We start from the raw sequence: 18,413 nt of genomic DNA, 5'->3' as shown, positions 1-18,413 counted from the left end.
TTTTTTTATCTTTTCCTTTTCGCTTTCAATAGTTCGGATACATGGTCTTCCGCTACAACGGAAGTCGATTCAGTTACCGGTTTTTTCTCGATTCGAGCCATCAATCCGGAGAACATACCGAAGCGGCGTAATGTAATATCTATGAAAAACAGGATCATCGACAGCATGATCAACCAATTTGCAATAGGCTTCTGATTCCCACTTTTAAACGGATGGGGTCTGAATACTTTTGCAGGATCTTCAAGAATTTCTCCGCCCGTCCGCTCTGCGATTTTTTCAAGTAAAGCGACATTCGGCTCGGATGGCTTGTATTCCTCACTATAAGGTACTGATACTCCCGCTTCAAACAGACCGCCTTTATCATCCGAAACACCGAAGAACACTAACCCTGGATCTGCTTTCAATGTTACTCTCACTTTTCCCGGGGCCAATGGTTCAGACTGGAAAGGAAGCTCATTCCCCTTTTCATCCACAATAACAATATCTAAGAATGCGGCTTTTCGCGAGCTGTCCGTTACCGTATACGCGCCACCGCGCTCATGGTTTATCAGATAAGGGACCTCTTCGTACGTTGGCAGAAGTCTTGCAACTGCTGTGTTCCAAAAGTCCGAATAACCTTCCCATCTGGCCAGATCCCCTGACCACTTCCCTGTCGAATCCGAAGTAAACGCAATTGTACGACCTAAACCGTACATCCACTCCGCAATGACTGGGTCCTCTTTTTGACTTTCAGCAACAATTGTAGAGGATCCCTTCGGAGTTGTTGCAATATAAGCATTCATCTGAGGAACTCCATCTCGGAAAATAGACGTCCACTCCGGAACATTGCTGAATGTTGCGTAGAACGGATCATCTTCAATATACGTCCGAGTTAGCATTGAGGTCTCCCTTGTCAGTATTGCCGGGACCGTCGATTCATCCACCGCATCATAAAATCTACCGCCGCCTATTTCAGCTAATTCTTCCAATAAAACACCATCTGCATCGGTTCCGATTGCTACGGTCGATAATGTAACATTGTTATTTTTACCTTCTGAAATGATATCCTCATAATCAGGTGGCATACCAGACTGTCCATCCGTCAATAGAATAATATGTTTTCGTTGTAGCTTCAAATCAGCCAAATCTTCGTATCCTTTTGCGACAGATGGGAATATATCCGTACCACCAGCAGCGGGAATAGATAAAATCTCATCAATTTTCTCTTGCTTGTTCCCTAAAGGTCCAACAGGAATGACTTCCCATATTTCATGGTCAAATGCAGTGAAACCAAATGTATCATCGTCTCGCAGCAATTCCACCGCTCTTGCGGCAGCTTCCCTTGCGATTACAATTTTCGAACCGGACATACTTCCAGAGCGGTCCATTGCGATGACTAATCCGAGGGAAGGAAGCTGTTCTTTTCCTTTCACTTCCATCTCCACAGGCAATAATCGCTCAATAGGAGATTTGAAATATCCGCCTAATCCAAAGCTCTCGTCGCCGCCCACCATCATGAATCCTGTTCCGAAACTCTTGACCGCCTGTTCGATCACTGTCATTTTATGCTCGCCTATTAGATGACCTGGTACATTATCAAATATAATAGCTCCATATCCTAAATAGCCGGATAAATTCTCTGGTAACTGCATTGCCTCCACTACATCAACATCCATTGCATTTTGATCTAACAACGCCGGTATGACTGATTGATTACGTTCTGTTTGAACGACTAAAACTCTTGGGGACTGTTTTAACATCGTAATGGAAAGCATTCTATTGTTTTCCAGTATACCGTCATCGGGTACAATCAGTTTTGCCTCATACTTCAGAAGTCCAGTTCCCCTTGCCTCAATGTGGAATGAAAAAACGTTACCACCTTCATCAAGCGAAACAGATTCGTTAATTATTTCTTCGTCATTTCGATAGATCAACAACTGACCCGTTTTCCGTGAAGATGACTCCACCTCTACACGCAATAACTGTTTTTCCCCTTCATAAGCAGTTTTAGGTGTTTCGAATAGCAAGATGGATGCATCTGCTTTATTCACCCTGTTAAGGACGACCGTATCAATTTGAACACGGCTATTCTCATATTTCGGCAATAGTTCATCCATAGAACCTTCTGTTTCAAGCCCATCGGACAACAAAACAATCCTCGTTGCCAAATTAGATTTTGCGACTGCCGCAGATAAATCAATCGCATTCGCGATATTGGTGGCATTACTCGATTCCATCGGTTCCAATTTCGGTAACTTTGCTTCCCCATTGGTTAATTGAAAATCGGTTCGGAACGTCCCGGCAAAGGAATAAATTCCAACCGATTGATTCGCGTTACGGGACTTTAAACTATCCGCAATCCATTTTCCGGCTGACGCTCCGGCATCCTCTACCGATACCGATCTATCTACAACAAATAAAATCTGTTCCTCATTATCCGGCAACAAAACATAGGGAAAAGTAAGTGCGAAAACGATGCAAAGTATTGATAAACTCCTTAAGGCATAAAGAATTGTCCCTTTTCCGATAAACCGCATTTTTGAAGTCTTCCACGTGTATGCCATATAAAGGGCCACAGGTATAAGCAATAAAAGCCACAATGGCTCATCAATTCGGATATCCACGACGTCTTTGCACCTCCCACTCGATCAATAAAAGAAGGAGGACAGGCAATAAGAATAGCCATCCAATCATATTTTTGCCTTCTTCTTTCCCTGCATCATCGGTTTCCACGAATCCTTGTTTATAACCCGATCCATGGGATACGATTTTTTCACCTAACTCTAGTTGAACAGAAAAATACTTCTCTGTTCCGCCGTCTATCATTTTATAAATCCCGGGTTTCGAAGGTGCAACAAAACTTCCGCCATCCGGATAGCTTGCAACATATTTGTCTTCAGTCGTAAAAATTTCGATTCCTTCTGATCCGCTTGTTAAGACCGCTTTCCGTTCATTCGGTATAAATGCCCCTACATTGTCGCTTCCCGACCTTAACATTTCAGCGGAACTCCAAATAAATAATGGGAAAGATGGGTGTAACGGCCAATCGGTTAAGGCAATATCAGATAATACAACAATATCTCCCCGCTGAGAGCGTTGTATAAAAGGCTTTCCATCTACCGTCGCCAATGTCGCATATCCCTCAAACGGAGGGTATAAGGCACTCACGTAAATATCTTTAATCGATGCAATCGTAAACAAAGAGTCGTTTACGGTTTGCACCATTCCAGAAACCGGTTCTGTTGATGAATCATTCCTGCCCATCAATAGAATTGGTTCGGTCCCTTCCCGGAGAAATGAAGGATCATTTGTCACAAGAATAGCCTGATCTCTTGCCATCTCCATCTCACTTACGGAACCCGTTGTTACAGTCAATCCTATCGCTTCAAATGCTTTCTTAACAAGCTCATGTAATTGACTATCAACGATAACCTCTGATGATGCGTTTCCAATCAAAATCAGTGCCTCGTTATCCGTTGGGTAATCATCTTGAACTTGTAGAACAGCCCTAATGGCGGATACTGTTGGTAACTCCTTAAATGAAAGAAGCAAATCAGCTCCAGCATCAATAAAGAAATCCTGTTCGGACAACGTTTCACCCGTCACTCCATTCTTTATGATCATCTTTCCAGGTTGCTTGGATGTAGATTGATTAGACAGTTTAACAATCGCTTCGGTTCCATTCATAGTAGCTACAGCCCCGAACTTCTCTATTGCAATATTTGCTAACGGTTTTTCATTGGTATGTACTGTCCAAGTGATTCCATTTTCGCTTTCCATAAATACGGATCTATCCAAAAAGTCGGTAAAAATATGGACATCCGCGCCATCTTGCAAAGCGATTGACTTCGCGAAATCGATTGAGCGTGCCATATGTTCATGTTCATATTGCATGTCTAATTGATTGATAGCAGCCAAAACGGCGCGTTCATCTGTCTCTTTACGCACTAACAATGAAGGTTCCTTGCCAGTCGTAATGATTGATATTGCGCTTCCCGCCCGTTGTTCAGCAAGCTCTTGTATTTTTTCTTTATTGCTTTCAAATAATGAAAGTTCACCAACTGTTGCACCCATGCTTGCTGACGTATCAACGATGAATACAGTATGACTAGTAGGAACGGATTCCTTCGGTAAAAATGGTCCAAGCAAAATGAACAGAAAAAGCAAAAATGCCGCCATTTGTAAATAGAATAATGCATTACGCTGTAAATTTTTCAAATAAGGAGACACCTTTGTCTCCCGCATTGACTTCTCCCAGAATAAAGTGGATGAAATTGTTGTAGTCACATACTTTTTCCTAAAGAAATAATAGAGAAGGACGGCCAACGGAAAAACTGCAGTCCACATATTACTTAACTGATCGAACCCCACTTAGCCGCCTCCCATCATTGTAACCAACCTACTTGGCGCATTTTTTTCGTAAATAAATCCATGACACCTTCAGAAGTCTCAGTACGTAATAGTCGGATTCCGTATTTATTCGCCAATGCAGTTAGTTGGGTTTCATGTTTTCGTTTTTTTTCTGTATAATCTTCTACAATTCTTTTGGTCATCGAAACTTCGATGACCGATTCATTCTCGATATCCACTAACCGAACGTCCCCTTCGTATGTGGGAATCTCTTCTTGTGCGGAGTGGACAGTCACTATTCGAATATCTTTACAAATACCCGGTAATCTCCTGAATAACTTCTCCCACTTATCAAGCTGTTCAAGACCATCCGTAATAATTAATAGAACAGTGACCGCTTTCGGTATATGTTTTAGGGCATGATCTGCAAAATCCATAGTCGATGAAGGGTTATCCAGTTTGGATATGAATTTTGATAAGGATGCCCGATGCAACGCACCTTTTTTTCGAAAGAAATAACTTTCTCTCGTGTTATAGGTGGAAAATGAAACCGTATCACCGCTTTTTAAAGCAATATGTCCAAATCCTATCGCAATCTGACGTGCAAAATTCCATTTTCCATCCGTACTCATCGACTTTGTGGAATCAAGCAATATATGTACCCGCATTTCCTGTTCATCCAAAAACTGTTTAATGAATGGCTTATCAGTACGTGCAAATACATTCCAGTCGATATGCCGTAAATCATCGCCAGGATGATATTCGCGAAAGTCTGAAAAGTCAAGGGAAGAGCCCGTCTTACTCGATCGATGAGCACCTTTATGATGACCAAGGCGCCTCGATTTTGTTGAAATGGACAAGGCACCCAATCGTTTGGCCAATCTATCGGGAAATAGCTCCCCCTTCATCGCACAGATGCCCCTTGACGTACTTCTTCCACCAATTTATCGATCAGTTTATCAACATCGATCCCTTCCGCTTCCCCTTCATAATTGATAAGGACACGGTGCCGTAATGCTGGTTTCGCGACAGTTTTAATATCGGCAATTGACACATGTACCCGTCCTGCCATAAGCGCCCTTGCTTTTGCAAGACGTATGATGGACTGCAAGCCTCGTGGACCGCTGCCATATTGTACATACTGGCTCCATTCATCTCCTGCCCCTGATTTATGATGGGTTGCTGAAACGAGTTCGACTGCGTAGTCAATCATATCATCCGCGATAACGACTGCTTTTACCATCTCCTGCGCTTCTACGATTGTTTCGGAATTCATCACTTTTCGAATCGTAATGGAACCAGGGCCAGTTGTTCTTAGCATGATTTCCTTCAGTTCTTCCTTTGAAGGATAAGGCAATAAAACTTTACATAAGAAGCGGTCCATCTGGGCTTCTGGCAATGGATAAGTACCTTCCATTTCAATCGGGTTCTGAGTAGCCAATACAAAAAACGGTTTGGCCATCTTTCTTGTTTCTCCAAGTACGGTAACAGTCTTTTCCCCCATCGCCTCAAGAAGTGCACTTTGGGTTTTAGGAGTTGCTCGGTTGATTTCATCCGCAAGGACCATCTGGCTGAAGATAGGGCCCTCCTTAAATACAAACCGTTGCATTCCTTCTTCATTTCGTTCAAGAATGCTGGTTCCCGTTATATCTGCCGGCATTAGGTCAGGTGTGAATTGGATTCGGGAGAAGGAAAGATCCAAGACTTCAGAAATTGTTCGGATAAGCATGGTCTTTCCAAGTCCGGGCAACCCTTCTAATAAAGCATGCCCATCAGCCAATATTGAGTACAAGGAAAATTCAACTGCTTCCTGTTGCCCAACTATGAATTTACCGATTTCCTCCCGTACTTCAGTAAGTTTTTTACTCATTTCTTCAAATTGCTCTGGCGAAAACGACATGTGTACATCTCCCATCCATATCTCATTCAATTGACGAAAAGTAATCGGAAAGAACCCTTTGTAAATCTGCGGGTAGCTTCAACTTATCCGAACCTTTCAAGTAAGCGTCTTTATAGCTGCCGATTGCTTCGCGGTATGGCTTAAGCGTCCCTCTCTCAACAAGACCTTCACGTTCGTTCTCTTCGATGAACTCGCCTTCTCCAAGTTCCCCCCCGACAACCGATGGATCATTGTAGCCACCGATTCTGTCAGAAGGAATCGAGAGCATATCACGCCCGCCCTTACCTGTTCCTTGTCCCGAACCTTGGCCTTGACCTTGACCTTTACCTTGGCCTTGGCCTTGACCTTGGCCTTGACCTTGGCCTTGACCTTGACCTTGGCCTTGGCCTTGGCCTTGACCTTGGCCTTGACCTTGGCCCTGGCCTTCTCCTTGGCCTTCGCCCTGGCCTTCTCCTTGGCCTTCGCCTTCGCCCTGCCCTTCGCCTTGACCCTGACCTTCACCTTGGCCCTGGCCTTCACTTTGGCCTTGGCCTTGTTGGCCCTGACCTCCGCTATTTACTTGCGGCTGGCCTGAGTTAGGTTTTCCGGTAGATCCTGATTGACCATTGTTAGTAGGCGGCTGGTTCCCTGCATTAGCTAATGCTGGTAAAGATGGAGCCTTACCAATTTTATTTAATGCAGATTGTGTCTTTCCAGCTTGCTGAGCAAGTTGGTCGACTAACGGTCTAAGTTTTTCGAGTTCTTCTTCTTCGGACTCGCTTAATCCATCTCCATCACTAGTTTTCTTTTCGGCTAATCTCTGTTCCTTCAACTTGAATTCTTTCTGCTTTTTCACTAATTCCCTTAATGTTTCTTCAGTTGTTTCAGTGTCTTTTAATTTCTCAGCAAGGTCCTCAAGTTCCTTTTTGACTTCGGGGAGCTTTTCTTTCTTAGCCAACTCTTGGATTTCTTTCTTAAGTTCCTCAATAATCTCTTTTTCCTGAGCAATTGCTTTTGCCTCCTGTTGTGCATTAGAAGGAAACATAACCAACAGTATTGAGGCTGTAAAAAGAAAGAGAAAACCAATTAACATCTTGCCATTTACATATTTTTTTTCACGTCTTTTAAATTGTGTAAATGCGTTATTCATATTTTTTTTCGCATTTTGTGTGATTGTCTCCGCGTAGCTGGATTGTTGAACACGCTCATCCAATGCGGTCACTAATAAGTTGTCAGGCAGATACTTATCTAACTTCCAGATTGCTTCGTCTTGTCGAACATTTTTGATCAACAAAATAACTATTGTTATTCCGATTGTAGAGCAAGAAATATAAGTCGCAAGTAACAAGTAATGAGGCAGTATGAACAGTCTGGAAGCGGAAAGGATTAGTGTGAACAACAAAGCAGACAAAAACAATCCAGTTTGCAGCTTATAGACCAATCGTTCCAGACGTAATGACCTTAATGCCCTCTTGACATATCGCTGTAACGCTATTTTCCCTTCCATCTGTCACACCTCATCATTTTAATCTCTTCATATTAACACGTAATTTCTTCACTGATATGAATAAAGCTGCCGCTGTAATCAAGCTATAAAATATCAAATATCCAGCCCAAATCGGGAACTCGATTTTCGTCAATTCACTAATGGTTCTATTCAACTCAGGTGATAAAAATGATGCGAAAAGCACCGCAGGATTAATCGATGCCAAAAACTGACCTAAATAAGAAGGTGTTGCAACGGTCCCCATTGTGTTAAATGCTTTCATCTGCATGACAATAATTAAAAGGAAACCAGTCACTACCGAAAGGAAAAGCATGGACCCATAAGTTGCGATCATCGATACAATTGTTCTGCGAATTAACGTTGAGAACATTACACCGAGACTTCCTATCGCAAGCAAGGTTACGAACAGGAAGAAGAATACTTTGGCGAAATCCACAGGAGAAATTCCGCCAAACAGGAATACCAAACTATAAACGGGTAGCCCTGCAACTATTAATAGTAAAAGGAAAGCTACGGAAGAAAGCATTTTACCCGAAATTATTTGAAACGAGCTCTGAGATGTCGTCAATAGGATCGGCAGCGTCTGTTTTTCCCTTTCAGAACTAATCGATCCCGCTGTTAATCCGGGGGCCGTGAATAACACAAGCCCTAACTGGATGTATGAAAGAAAAGCGAAAAGCACAAAGCTCTGACTTGGTCTGAAATACGAAGAGCCTGTCATATTGACAGTCAGGAATATATAACCGAACACAAACACGCACATAGCAAGCAGAAAGAATAATATGCCATTAAAACCTTTGAATGATCGGAATCTAAGTTTTAATTCCTTAAAGAGAACCGGATTATTAAAATTCATATTAGTCAGCGGCCTCCTTCGTTATTTCCATGAAGACATCTTCAAGGTTTGTTACATGCTCCATGAACGAAACAATCGGCAAATCCTCTAACATCGCCTTTTTCAACATACCTATCTGCTCCTCTTCGCTTCCCTTATACGTGAAGGAAATGCCATCCTCGCTATCGAGCCTTTCAATTGTAGTCACGTACGGCTGCTCTTCAAAGAAAGAAATCGCTTCATCCGTTTTGTCACCAAGTCGAACTGTAATCACTTTTTCACCCTGTAATTTTTTCTGAATATCAGCAACTGATCCATGCGCAATCAGTTTTCCATTGTCAATAACACCAATTTCATCACACATTTCCGCAAGTTCAGGCAGAATGTGGGAAGATATTAATATTGTCTTCCCCATACCTTTTAACGTTTTTAAAATATCACGCATTTCAACACGTGCCCTTGGATCAAGGCCAGATGCGGGTTCATCCAAAATAAGTACTTTCGGATCGTGTATCAAGCTTCGTGCCAAGCATAATCTTTGCTTCATTCCCCTTGACAGCAAATCTACGTAAGAATATCTTTTATGGGTTAGGTTCACTAATTCTAACAACTGTGGTATAAGTTTCTTCCTTTCCTCTTCTGGAATACCATAGCTCGCCCCGTAAAAGTCCAAGTATTCATCAGCCTTCAGCTGATCGTAGACACCGAAGAAATCTGGCATATAACCGATCAGTTTTCGGATCTCTGATGGTTTTTCCCGAACACTGATGCCATTAATGAGAACTTCCCCCGAAGTTGGTTGAAGCAATGTGGATAATATTAAAAATGTCGTAGACTTACCCGCGCCATTCGCACCGACAAATCCAAATACCGTTCCCTCATCGAGTGTAAGATTCAAATTATCAAGCGCGGTGAATTGACCATATTTCTTTGTCAGACCTTTAATCTCTATCATTTCTTCACCTCACCATGCAACTTGATTTCAGGGGCTTGCGCTTCAATCCCTCGTTGCCCATTTGTAAATTCAATACGTAGTTTTAATTCACCGTCTTTGGATAAATAAGGAACAATCGAATCGATCGTTAGCTTGCGTACAGACTCTAATTGCTCAAACTCTTGAGTGGTTTGATTTAAAATACTGACATTGTATAATTGTCGTTGGATTTTCGATATATCCATTGACTGCCAATTAAATCCTTTCTCCATCCACTCATCCGGTATTTTCCATGTTTGAATATAACTTTCTTCATCGAAATAATACATATTCGCCGGATAACCGGTTAGATAAGGCTCCGCATTATATTTCTCCGAAGTAAGCTTCATCTCCATCATTTCGGAGTCGATTGTAAATTTATCGCTGAATTCGATATTTGCTGTAAAAGCCTGTGTAATCATCGTTAGAGCATCCGTAGAAGCCTTTACTTCCTCAAGGTTTACAGGTATTAATTGTGTGTCCGCATAACCAATAATTGCAGGCTTGGATTGACTGTTGATGAAATCGCCTGAAAACACCATTAGACCTCGTTTTCTCCACTCCATTAATTCATCTGTATTTAAAGGCATTTGGCTCGAATACACTTGGCTCACTGAGCGTTTAGGCAATAACGAGGAAGTTGTCAATGTTTCATTAACTTTTACTGTTTCACCGGGGCCTAAATCTCCAATGGCTATTTGCTTATTTCCCGACCAAATTGCAACATCTTTTAGCGGGAATGGAAAATTATTGGTAATTTCTCCTGTTAACTGTTTATCTTTTACAGTTAGATTCACATCATAATTTCCTTTGATATCCAATGTCGTTTGGCCATATACAGTAGCAACATCCCAGTATCCAATGTCCCTAAGATTCATTTTAGACCCTGATGCATCTCTTTCAAGAATTGCGCGTTTATGTGCATTGGTACTCATTTGCGAAGGGCCGAAAATAGAACCCATTGAAAAAGGAGTATATGTCGATAATGTCGTCTCGCGCGGTGCAGTGAAAACAAAATCCCCTGCCTTATTTGTCAATATTGACTCCACAAAATAACCCGACAATGTTCCATCCGTACCTACATCTAAAACAGATGTCTGCTGTAATTGAGCCTGGCCGATACGATCACGTGCACCATAGGCAAAGATGAATACGGAAACCGCAATTGAAATCGCAGGAATAATCCACCAAGCATGCTCTCTCTTGTCTTTCCGCTTCAATACAAGATATAAAACCGGAATGATGATGATGATATAAAGCAGAATAACTCCGAAAAGAAGAGGAGCGGACACTTTAAAAGATGGAAAAAGTTCGTTTGAATTTCCAATGGACCATCGCATTGATTCCATTGGGTCGTTATAATAAGGCATTATACCGCCTGCCATCATTGATTGATCGACAGCGTCAAGCAATTTTTTCCATAGAGTATGTGTTCCATGCATTTTTGATAGAGGTTCGTCACCTAATGAAAAAGCAGTTTGGACGACCATTCCTTTTCCAAGTGACTTTGATGCTGCCAAAATATTAGGCCCATGTGAATAGATTACTTTCGCATCGGTGTTCAAGGTTGACTGTGAGATGGTAACGTCATTATCAAATCCGTCAATTTCAGTCCAATTTTTGAATGCTTCAGGACCAATAGTCGTTTTGTCTGTCAGTGTAAGAGGTAAAAACTCAGCAAATGCACCAGATTCCACAGCAAGATGATCTGAATTTCCGAAAATGATGACTCCGCCCGAACGAACATAGTTGATAAGCGCATCTTGTTCAACTGCCGACATATCCGCAATCGGATATTCATCTACGATAATCACATCAGTTGGTCCCCAGCCAGCGGACACATCCGGTAGTTTAACGGATGTGATCTTGGATGCATCAATCATCTGCACATTAGGATAATTGGTCAAGCGCATCCCTTTTAATGCGGACAACCGATCAATATTATCCGTAAATGCAGTTAAGATTTTTGTATCCTCATGGTACATTGCGACTGTTATTTGTTGAGACCCTTTATGAGCAATCTCTTTCCCCTTTTTCCAACCGCCTTCATAAAAGAAAATAGATTTCGTATTCATACCATACATATTGAAATCATACATCTTGGAATTAATGAAAGTGACCGTTTTCGTTTCACCGGCCCCTACGTTCACAGGAAAAACTTCCCCTACGCCAGATTCGTATGATTGCTGCGTATCGACGACTAAGTCACCATTAAACGGCGATGTTCCACTATTTTCGATTTCAATCGTAATGGGTGCTCCTTTTCCATACTTCGCTTTCCCATCAAACCCTGCAGACACCTTAACTTTAAGTTCAGGCGCAGCCATTGCATGGACAGCAGGAAAAAATAGGCAAATTACTATTAGTATAACAATAGTACTTAGGTGTTTCCTCCACATATGTAAATCCCCCTCTCATCTAACGCCATTTTTCTACGACCTTTCCTAATTAGTACGTAGAGAATAGAGGAAAGTTCCCTTCTATTCTGATTCCTTTCTTAATCTTTCAGCATATTTGTTTACAACTTGAGTGAATGCATCCACTTGTTTCAACGCAAACGTTGAATCATAGCCGATTAGCCATGTATCCCTCGTCAACTCAAATTCCTCCTCACTATTCAGCAAGGGTATCCTGTTGACATCCTCATCACCTGATAGAGTTATTGACGGTAAGATTGCATAACCGATACCATTCAGTGCAAGTTGTTTACATGTCTCAATCTGGTCAACGGTTATTTGACGCCCAGGATTTTGTGTGAAATGTCGTTGCCACCACCTTTGAATTTCCATGTAGTAATTCGAATCACTTTTAAACTGGATGAACGGCCTGCTTGTATTTTTCAACTCATCTATCGTTGTAATTTCTTGGTCCACGAGGTACAGTCGATCCCTGAATAAATATTCTTTTTTACTCTTCCAATCCACTTGTCCACGTACAATTCCAATATGGGCTTCTCCTTCATAAAGCGCTTTCACAATTTCTGAGCTCCAACCTGTCATCAGTGAAATTTTCGCATCCGGATATGCACCTACAAATTCCTTCAATACTTGAGGCAACCAAGTTTGACCAACTATTGACGCACACGCAATTTTTAGCGTTCCGTGCACTTTATCCGCTAATGACGCAATCATTTCTGCCGTTTCCTCTTTTTTAATTATTGTTTCCTTTGCATATGCGATGACAAGCTCCCCAGCTGGTGTAGGTTCCAATCCTTTTTGGGAGCGGATGAAAAGCAATGTCCCCCATTCCTTCTCAATATTCTGAAGTCGTTGGGAGAGCGCAGGCTGCGAAAGGAATAACCGTTCCGCCGCCTTCCGCATATTACCCTCCTCCGATAGTGCCTTGATAATTTCAAGTTCAGTTGTCGTCATATTGAACCACTCCTCGAGGAATCCGTAAAATAAGTAACAGGCTTATTACAGCAAAAACTAACACTGCGATATACACCCATTGTAATGAACCATCCAGTGCGTATTGCAATTCTTCCATTTTGAAAACAGACAATGTTGACCTTGCTTCTTCAGTTAAAAGAAGATTAATATCATTTACTTCAAAATCTAGTTCTTTCTGTTTGAAAATCGCCAGCAACGAACCATTTAGCACTGCGCCAAAAATTGCGGCTCCTACCGTGTTTCCAAAATTACGCATGAACATATTCGCCGCAGTCGCGGAACCGCGTTGTTCCCGGCTAACAGTCCCCTGAATAGTTACAATGAATGCTGTGCTCGTCAACCCCATTCCTACACCGATGAAAAAGCTTGAAAACGCAGCCCATAAAGGTCCTGATCCACTAGTCATCAATACGAATAAAATCCCACCCAAAATTAGTGATAACCCACCGGCGAATGAAACTTTAAAAGTACCGAATTTAATTAAAAGATGCCCTGCAACCGAAGAGGCGATAGGCCATCCTATCGACATGGCTGTCAGTGTAAACCCAGCAATAATGGCGGGCTGTTCCATTACCCCTGTCACAAATGTTGGTAAATATGAGGAAACGCCTATCATTATGACTCCGGTAGTCAATGAAACAAGATTCGCGTAAAGAATGACTGGATTTTTCCAAATGGCGAACGGCATCATCGGATCCGCAGCCTTCCGTTCGATCCATATGAAAAATGAAAACAACCCAACCCCAAAGACTATAAGCAAAAGACTTAATAAAGATGCCCTGTCGAATGATTGCCCACCCTCAACAAGCCAAAACAGGATAACTGACAATGAAGTTGCAAGGAGTGCTGCCCCTTTGAAGTCAATTGCAACTTTCCGTTCAACTACAGGTTCATGGAGAAAGAAAAACACGCCAGCTACCGCAAGCAACCCAAGTGGTACATTAACCCAGAAAACATACTTCCAATCCATATACTGGACGATCAATCCACCAATGACAGGACCCGAAACAGCAGAAACACCCCAAACACTTGATAAATAACCTTGGATTTTAGCACGTTCCTTTGTCGAGTAGATATCTCCCACAATAGTCGTTGCAATCGGCATGACCGCCCCTGCTCCTAACCCTTGGATCAATCGGTAAATGATAAGTTGTTCCATCGATCCTGCAAAGCCACAAAGTATCGAGCCAATAAGAAAAATTGCCATTCCAAGAAACAAGATCGGTTTACGACCAAATATGTCAGCCAACTTTCCATAAATAAGGACAGTGACAGTACTCATCAACAAATATGATGAAAATATCCAACTATATCTAGAAAAACCACCAAGCTCTGCTGCAATTGCAGGCATTGCAGTAGAAACGATCGTTGCCTCCACTGCACCGACGAACATGGCAAGCATGACCGAAATCAGAACAAGTGGGCGCTTTGTTTTTTTATGTACATCCACGACAATTCTCCTTTCAACAATAAATAAAAACAGTAAAAGGCCCCAATTGGAGCCTTTCTCTTCAATGATCACACATTGAACATGATTAATTCTTGTAGATGTATTTCTTGAATTCCTTCAGCATGACTCTTCTCGTCAGTATACCCGCAAAAGTACCGTCCTCTTCAGTTACACAGAGAAAAGTATGATTAATTAGCAGGTCCAAGCCCTTTTGGAACTTGTCAGTAGTTTTTATGTTCGGAATATCCGTTTGCATGATTTGGTCCACCTTCAAGTCTGCAAGCTTTTCATATTCGATTCTTTCCATCCCCAAAATGGAATCCGTGATCATACCAATTCCAAGAAGTCCTTTTAGTTGGTTTTTTGAATCAATGACAGGTATTGCAGAATAACCGGTTTTCGTAAGGACGAGAAGGGCGTGTTCCGCATTATTGCCGATTTGCACATGGGCCACTTTTTCGGCAGGAATAAGATAATCGGCAATCGGCACATAAAGAAAATCCCTGTTATTTAGAGAAATCATAGAAATATCGCTCCTTCTGTTCACAAGCTACAAAACAATTCTACAAATCTATCATACCATAAGCGACAGTGAACATCCCACCGAAATCAAAAGAAAAGCGCCCGGAGCTGGACAGGTTTCGCAAACAAAAAGGAAACCCCTTCCTATATGGAAGAGGCCCAGTAAAAGAAAATCACAAAGAGGATAAATAACGCCGCGACACCGATCACCCATATAATAGGATTGAGCGTAAAGGGATGATCTTCTACTGCATCTGCAACACGTTGATCCTTTTCGTTAAGCACTACAGCAGTATCCCAGACCCTCACAGCTCTCCATCCTATAATACCAATGATAATAAATACAATTGCCAACGGAACAATCCAAATAGCCATATTGAATCCAATTCTCCCTTCCACTATAAGTGTCGAAGTTAGAATGTGTTTATTCATGAAAACAATACTGGCTACATCTATAAATGTTCCTTCGCAATACGCATAAATCAATTGAAACATGCATATTTCATCTCAAAAACGCATAAATCCCTGTAAACACTCATAAATAAATCTAAATAATTATAAATCCTTTGAAAAGCTCATAAATCCTCCAAAATACGCATATCCGCCTTCAATTGCGCATAATAAGCATATGTTGAATTATTAAAACGGATACTGGTTCAACCACTGTCCGCCGTCTAACGTTACGATTTCACCATTCATATATGCCGCTTTATCAGACATGATGAATGCCGCCAATTCAGCGATTTCTTCAGGCTGCCCAACTCTTCCAAGCGGTACTGAATTGATCGTACGTTGAACTGCTTTTTCTGACTGAAACAGACGCTCTGCACCACCAGTTCGCTCAATTGGACCTGGTGCAATGCCATTCACTCTGAATCCATAGCTTCTTCCCCATTCAACAGCAAGTGTGCGCGTCAATGACATAACACCAGCCTTTGCAGCGGCTGAATGGACAATACCTGGACCAGCATCCCATGCATAAGTCGCCAGCATATTAAGAATGGAACCTTTCTGTCCCTTCTTAATCCAATAGTTTCCAACCGCACTTGTACAATAGAATGTCCCATTCAATACAATATCAATAACGGATTTCCAGCCATTCGGAGAAAGATCCTCAGCTTTAACAATGAAATTACCAGCAGCATTATTTACCAAACCATCAATTTTACCGAATTTATCATCTGCAAATTCAACTAAACCTTGTACATTTTCAAGATTGCGCACATCCATTTGATAAATATGCGCTTTCTCTCCAATTTCCTGTTTTGCAGCTTCCAATCGATCAAGATCGCGCCCTGTAATAATGACATCGGCACCTTCATCAGCAAATTTCTTTGCCATGAACTTCCCCATACCATTCGATCCACCAGTTACAATAAACACCTTGTCAGTAAACATAACAATCCCCCTTTGTAATGAATGAGTATTCATTCAAAATTATAACACAACTTTCCAAGATTGCCTAGAGTATAGAGTAAACAGTTGATTTCCGTTCCAGGCGGACGCTTTCCTGGGGGCGCGCGGTGAGCCTCCTCGTCGCTACGCTTCTGCGGGGTCTCACCTGTCACGCTAATCCCCAAGGAGTCGCCGCCTTCCACTTCAATCAACTTAGTGTGCGCAAAAATCCACTTATAGTTCTCTATATAGTTTCCTTCTTCAAAAATCTCCTTTGGGCTCTTGAAAGTCCATTCCTCCACAGAAATATCGGGATATAAATTCAAGTAAAATCTAATATTTATAAACTTCTTCCCCCTTAACAACTTTTCACTTTGTTATAGTTACGACGACTCTTTTAAGCTGCAGTCATAATAACTGAAGCACAAATGGTCCATACAATCAGAGCAAAAGATACTGTCATCCAAAACGAATTACTGGAAGTTGGCTGGTCATTCTTTACTTTTTTTATCACTTCAACAAGATTCAAACAAAAAATAATAGCCAATATAGGTGAAAAATAGAAACCGATGATCAAAGGGATCATTTCCATTAACCTTTCACCCCCAAAACATTTATAAAACCACACAAAAATATTTATGATTTCCGTTGATTGGAGCGGAAGGCGGCGAAGTGCAAAGATATGCTCTCAACGCTTCGCTTTTGTTCGCAAAAGCCGTCCTTCATTACGGCTTTTCCTGCGGGATCAGCGGGTCAGGTGAGACCCCGCAGGTAGCGAAAGCGTAGCGTCGCGGACGAGGAGGCTCACCGCCCGCCCCGCGGAAACATACTAACATTAGTAGTGCAGACCATGGCCATGGTTTGTGCTACTATTTTTTTATAGTAGAAGTGAAGGAAAGTCGTGCGGACGCTGGGATCTTTGAATCCGTATAAGGAAACCGACTAACTTCACACCCTTATTAGAATCAGTTTAGTATGTTGGGCCCTTGAGGTCGTGTATAAGAAAATGGAATCGATGAGGCACTGTGAAGGACTTCTATGAGTTGTCACCAGGAGGAAGAAAGATGAAACATGTAATGGCTTTTGATGTAAGTATGGGAAAAAGTACAATGGTTGTCTATGATCACAATCAACGCTGTCAATTTGAAGGTGAATTGGAACATACAGTAACGGGCTTCCAATCATTAAAAGAGCGAATAGAATCACTGAGGAAACAAGACGGCCAAATGCCTGAGATTGTCTTCGAGGCTACAGGCGTCTATTCAAAAGGGCTTGAGTGCTTTTTGCAGGCACAACACTATCCTTATATGCGCCTAAACCCATTGGAAGCTAAGCTTCAGATGGCTGCCATGCGCCGTCATAAGACGGATATCAGTGATGCCCATGAACTGGCCAAATCCCATTTCAAATCTGACCGGCAGGAAACATACGTACAAGAGGACTATTTTGAACAGATGCGAGCGCTGGGACGCTACTACGAAGAGATTGAAAAGGAAATTAGACATCACTACAATCGGTTACATGCGTTCTTACAGTTAAGCTTTCCACTATTGGAAAAAGTGTTTTCAAAGAGCTCAGCCATGTTTTTGAATATCGTCCAGCTCTATCCACATCCTGCTTGTTTACAAAACCTTTCAAAAAAGGATTTACACAACCAAATCAAACAGGCAACCCGTAAGAATATATCTGATCAGAAAGCGGAGGAAGAAGCAGCATTATTATTCACCGCAGCAGAGAATTCCTATTCGGCTATCAGACCGGGAGACGTCCGTTGCCACCATTTAAAGCACTATGCAAAGCGCATTTTGGAACTGATGAAACAGAAAAAGGACATCATCAGACAGATGGTGGAATTATCAAAGGAAAGAGTAGACTTTAAAGTGCTCGTGTCATTTCCAGGAATCGGAGAAACAACAGCCGTAAGAATAATCGGTGAGTTAGGTGACATTCGACGCTTTAAGAATCCAAAACAGATCAATGCATACGCGGGGATTGATATTCAAAGGCACCAATCTGGGAAACTCCAGTACCAGGACCGGATTAATAAACGGGAGAACCGAAGGTTAAGGAAAATTCTCTATTTCATGGTAATGTCAATGATCTCCTTACGGGCAAAAACAAAGAATACTAT

At 41.9% G+C, this 18,413-nt stretch carries 15 protein-coding genes; 1 reads left to right on the top strand and 14 read right to left on the bottom strand.

Annotated elements, in window-relative coordinates; all coding sequences use genetic code 11:
* Positions 1 to 5: 5 nt before the first annotated feature.
* From P5G49_RS15980 to P5G49_RS15915, 14 genes are all read right to left on the bottom strand, one after another.
* The gene (locus P5G49_RS15980; protein ID WP_301245429.1) at positions 6 to 2,603 is read right to left on the bottom strand and encodes a VWA domain-containing protein; all 2,598 of its coding nucleotides are present in this window, start codon (positions 2,601 to 2,603) and stop codon (positions 6 to 8) included.
* Positions 2,587 to 4,350 (bottom strand): vWA domain-containing protein, encoded by a 1,764-nt coding sequence (locus tag P5G49_RS15975; protein WP_301245427.1) that lies wholly within the window; start codon positions 4,348 to 4,350, stop codon positions 2,587 to 2,589. The genes P5G49_RS15980 and P5G49_RS15975 overlap by 17 nt, the downstream gene beginning before the upstream one ends.
* 14 nt (positions 4,351 to 4,364) lie before the next feature.
* The gene (locus P5G49_RS15970) at positions 4,365 to 5,237 is read right to left on the bottom strand and encodes a DUF58 domain-containing protein (protein WP_301245425.1); all 873 of its coding nucleotides are present in this window, start codon (positions 5,235 to 5,237) and stop codon (positions 4,365 to 4,367) included.
* Positions 5,234 to 6,229 carry an AAA family ATPase gene (locus tag P5G49_RS15965; RefSeq protein WP_301245423.1) on the bottom strand — a complete coding sequence of 332 codons (996 nt, stop codon included), beginning with the start codon at positions 6,227 to 6,229 and terminating at the stop codon, positions 5,234 to 5,236. The genes P5G49_RS15970 and P5G49_RS15965 overlap by 4 nt, the downstream gene beginning before the upstream one ends.
* A 22-nt stretch (positions 6,230 to 6,251) precedes the next feature.
* Positions 6,252 to 7,715: a hypothetical protein gene (locus P5G49_RS15960; protein WP_301245421.1), complete on the bottom strand. Its 1,464-nt coding sequence runs from the start codon at positions 7,713 to 7,715 to the stop codon at positions 6,252 to 6,254.
* Positions 7,716 to 7,728: 13 nt separating this feature from the next.
* A complete protein-coding gene (locus tag P5G49_RS15955; protein ID WP_301245419.1) occupies positions 7,729 to 8,571 on the bottom strand; it encodes an ABC transporter permease in 843 nt (280 codons plus the stop codon).
* 1 nt (position 8,572) lies between these two features.
* The gene (locus P5G49_RS15950; protein ID WP_301245417.1) at positions 8,573 to 9,505 is read right to left on the bottom strand and encodes an ABC transporter ATP-binding protein; all 933 of its coding nucleotides are present in this window, start codon (positions 9,503 to 9,505) and stop codon (positions 8,573 to 8,575) included.
* Complete coding sequence (locus P5G49_RS15945) at positions 9,502 to 11,922, bottom strand: hypothetical protein (protein WP_301245415.1); 2,421 nt, start codon at positions 11,920 to 11,922, stop codon at positions 9,502 to 9,504. Before P5G49_RS15945 ends, P5G49_RS15950 begins: the two co-directional genes overlap by 4 nt.
* An 81-nt stretch (positions 11,923 to 12,003) precedes the next feature.
* The gene (gene ccpC, locus P5G49_RS15940) at positions 12,004 to 12,894 is read right to left on the bottom strand and encodes a transcriptional regulator CcpC (RefSeq protein WP_301245413.1); all 891 of its coding nucleotides are present in this window, start codon (positions 12,892 to 12,894) and stop codon (positions 12,004 to 12,006) included.
* Entirely contained in the window at positions 12,881 to 14,317 is a 1,437-nt protein-coding gene (locus tag P5G49_RS15935) for an MDR family MFS transporter (RefSeq protein ID WP_301245486.1), read from the bottom strand. The genes ccpC and P5G49_RS15935 overlap by 14 nt, the downstream gene beginning before the upstream one ends.
* 133 nt (positions 14,318 to 14,450) lie before the next feature.
* Positions 14,451 to 14,888 (bottom strand): cyclic-di-AMP-binding protein CbpB, encoded by a 438-nt coding sequence (cbpB, locus tag P5G49_RS15930; RefSeq protein ID WP_301245411.1) that lies wholly within the window; start codon positions 14,886 to 14,888, stop codon positions 14,451 to 14,453.
* A 143-nt stretch (positions 14,889 to 15,031) separates the two neighbouring features.
* A complete protein-coding gene (locus P5G49_RS15925) occupies positions 15,032 to 15,382 on the bottom strand; it encodes a hypothetical protein (RefSeq protein ID WP_301245409.1) in 351 nt (116 codons plus the stop codon).
* A gap of 144 nt (positions 15,383 to 15,526) precedes the next feature.
* A complete protein-coding gene (gene fadH, locus P5G49_RS15920; RefSeq protein ID WP_301245407.1) occupies positions 15,527 to 16,285 on the bottom strand; it encodes a 2,4-dienoyl-CoA reductase in 759 nt (252 codons plus the stop codon).
* Between the two features lie 394 nt (positions 16,286 to 16,679).
* Positions 16,680 to 16,874, bottom strand: coding sequence for a hypothetical protein (locus P5G49_RS15915; protein WP_301245405.1), 195 nt, complete (start codon positions 16,872 to 16,874; stop codon positions 16,680 to 16,682).
* 472 nt (positions 16,875 to 17,346) lie between these two features.
* Here P5G49_RS15915 and P5G49_RS15910 point away from each other — a divergent pair.
* Positions 17,347 to 18,413: IS110 family RNA-guided transposase (locus P5G49_RS15910; RefSeq protein WP_301245403.1), on the top strand; the 1,067-nt coding region annotated here is incomplete at its 3' end.

Source organism: Sporosarcina highlanderae, from assembly GCF_030433715.1.
Lineage (GTDB): Bacteria > Bacillota > Bacilli > Bacillales_A > Planococcaceae > Sporosarcina > Sporosarcina highlanderae.
Note: the sequence above shows the minus strand (reverse complement) of the source record. Positions and strands in the feature narration are given on the sequence as shown.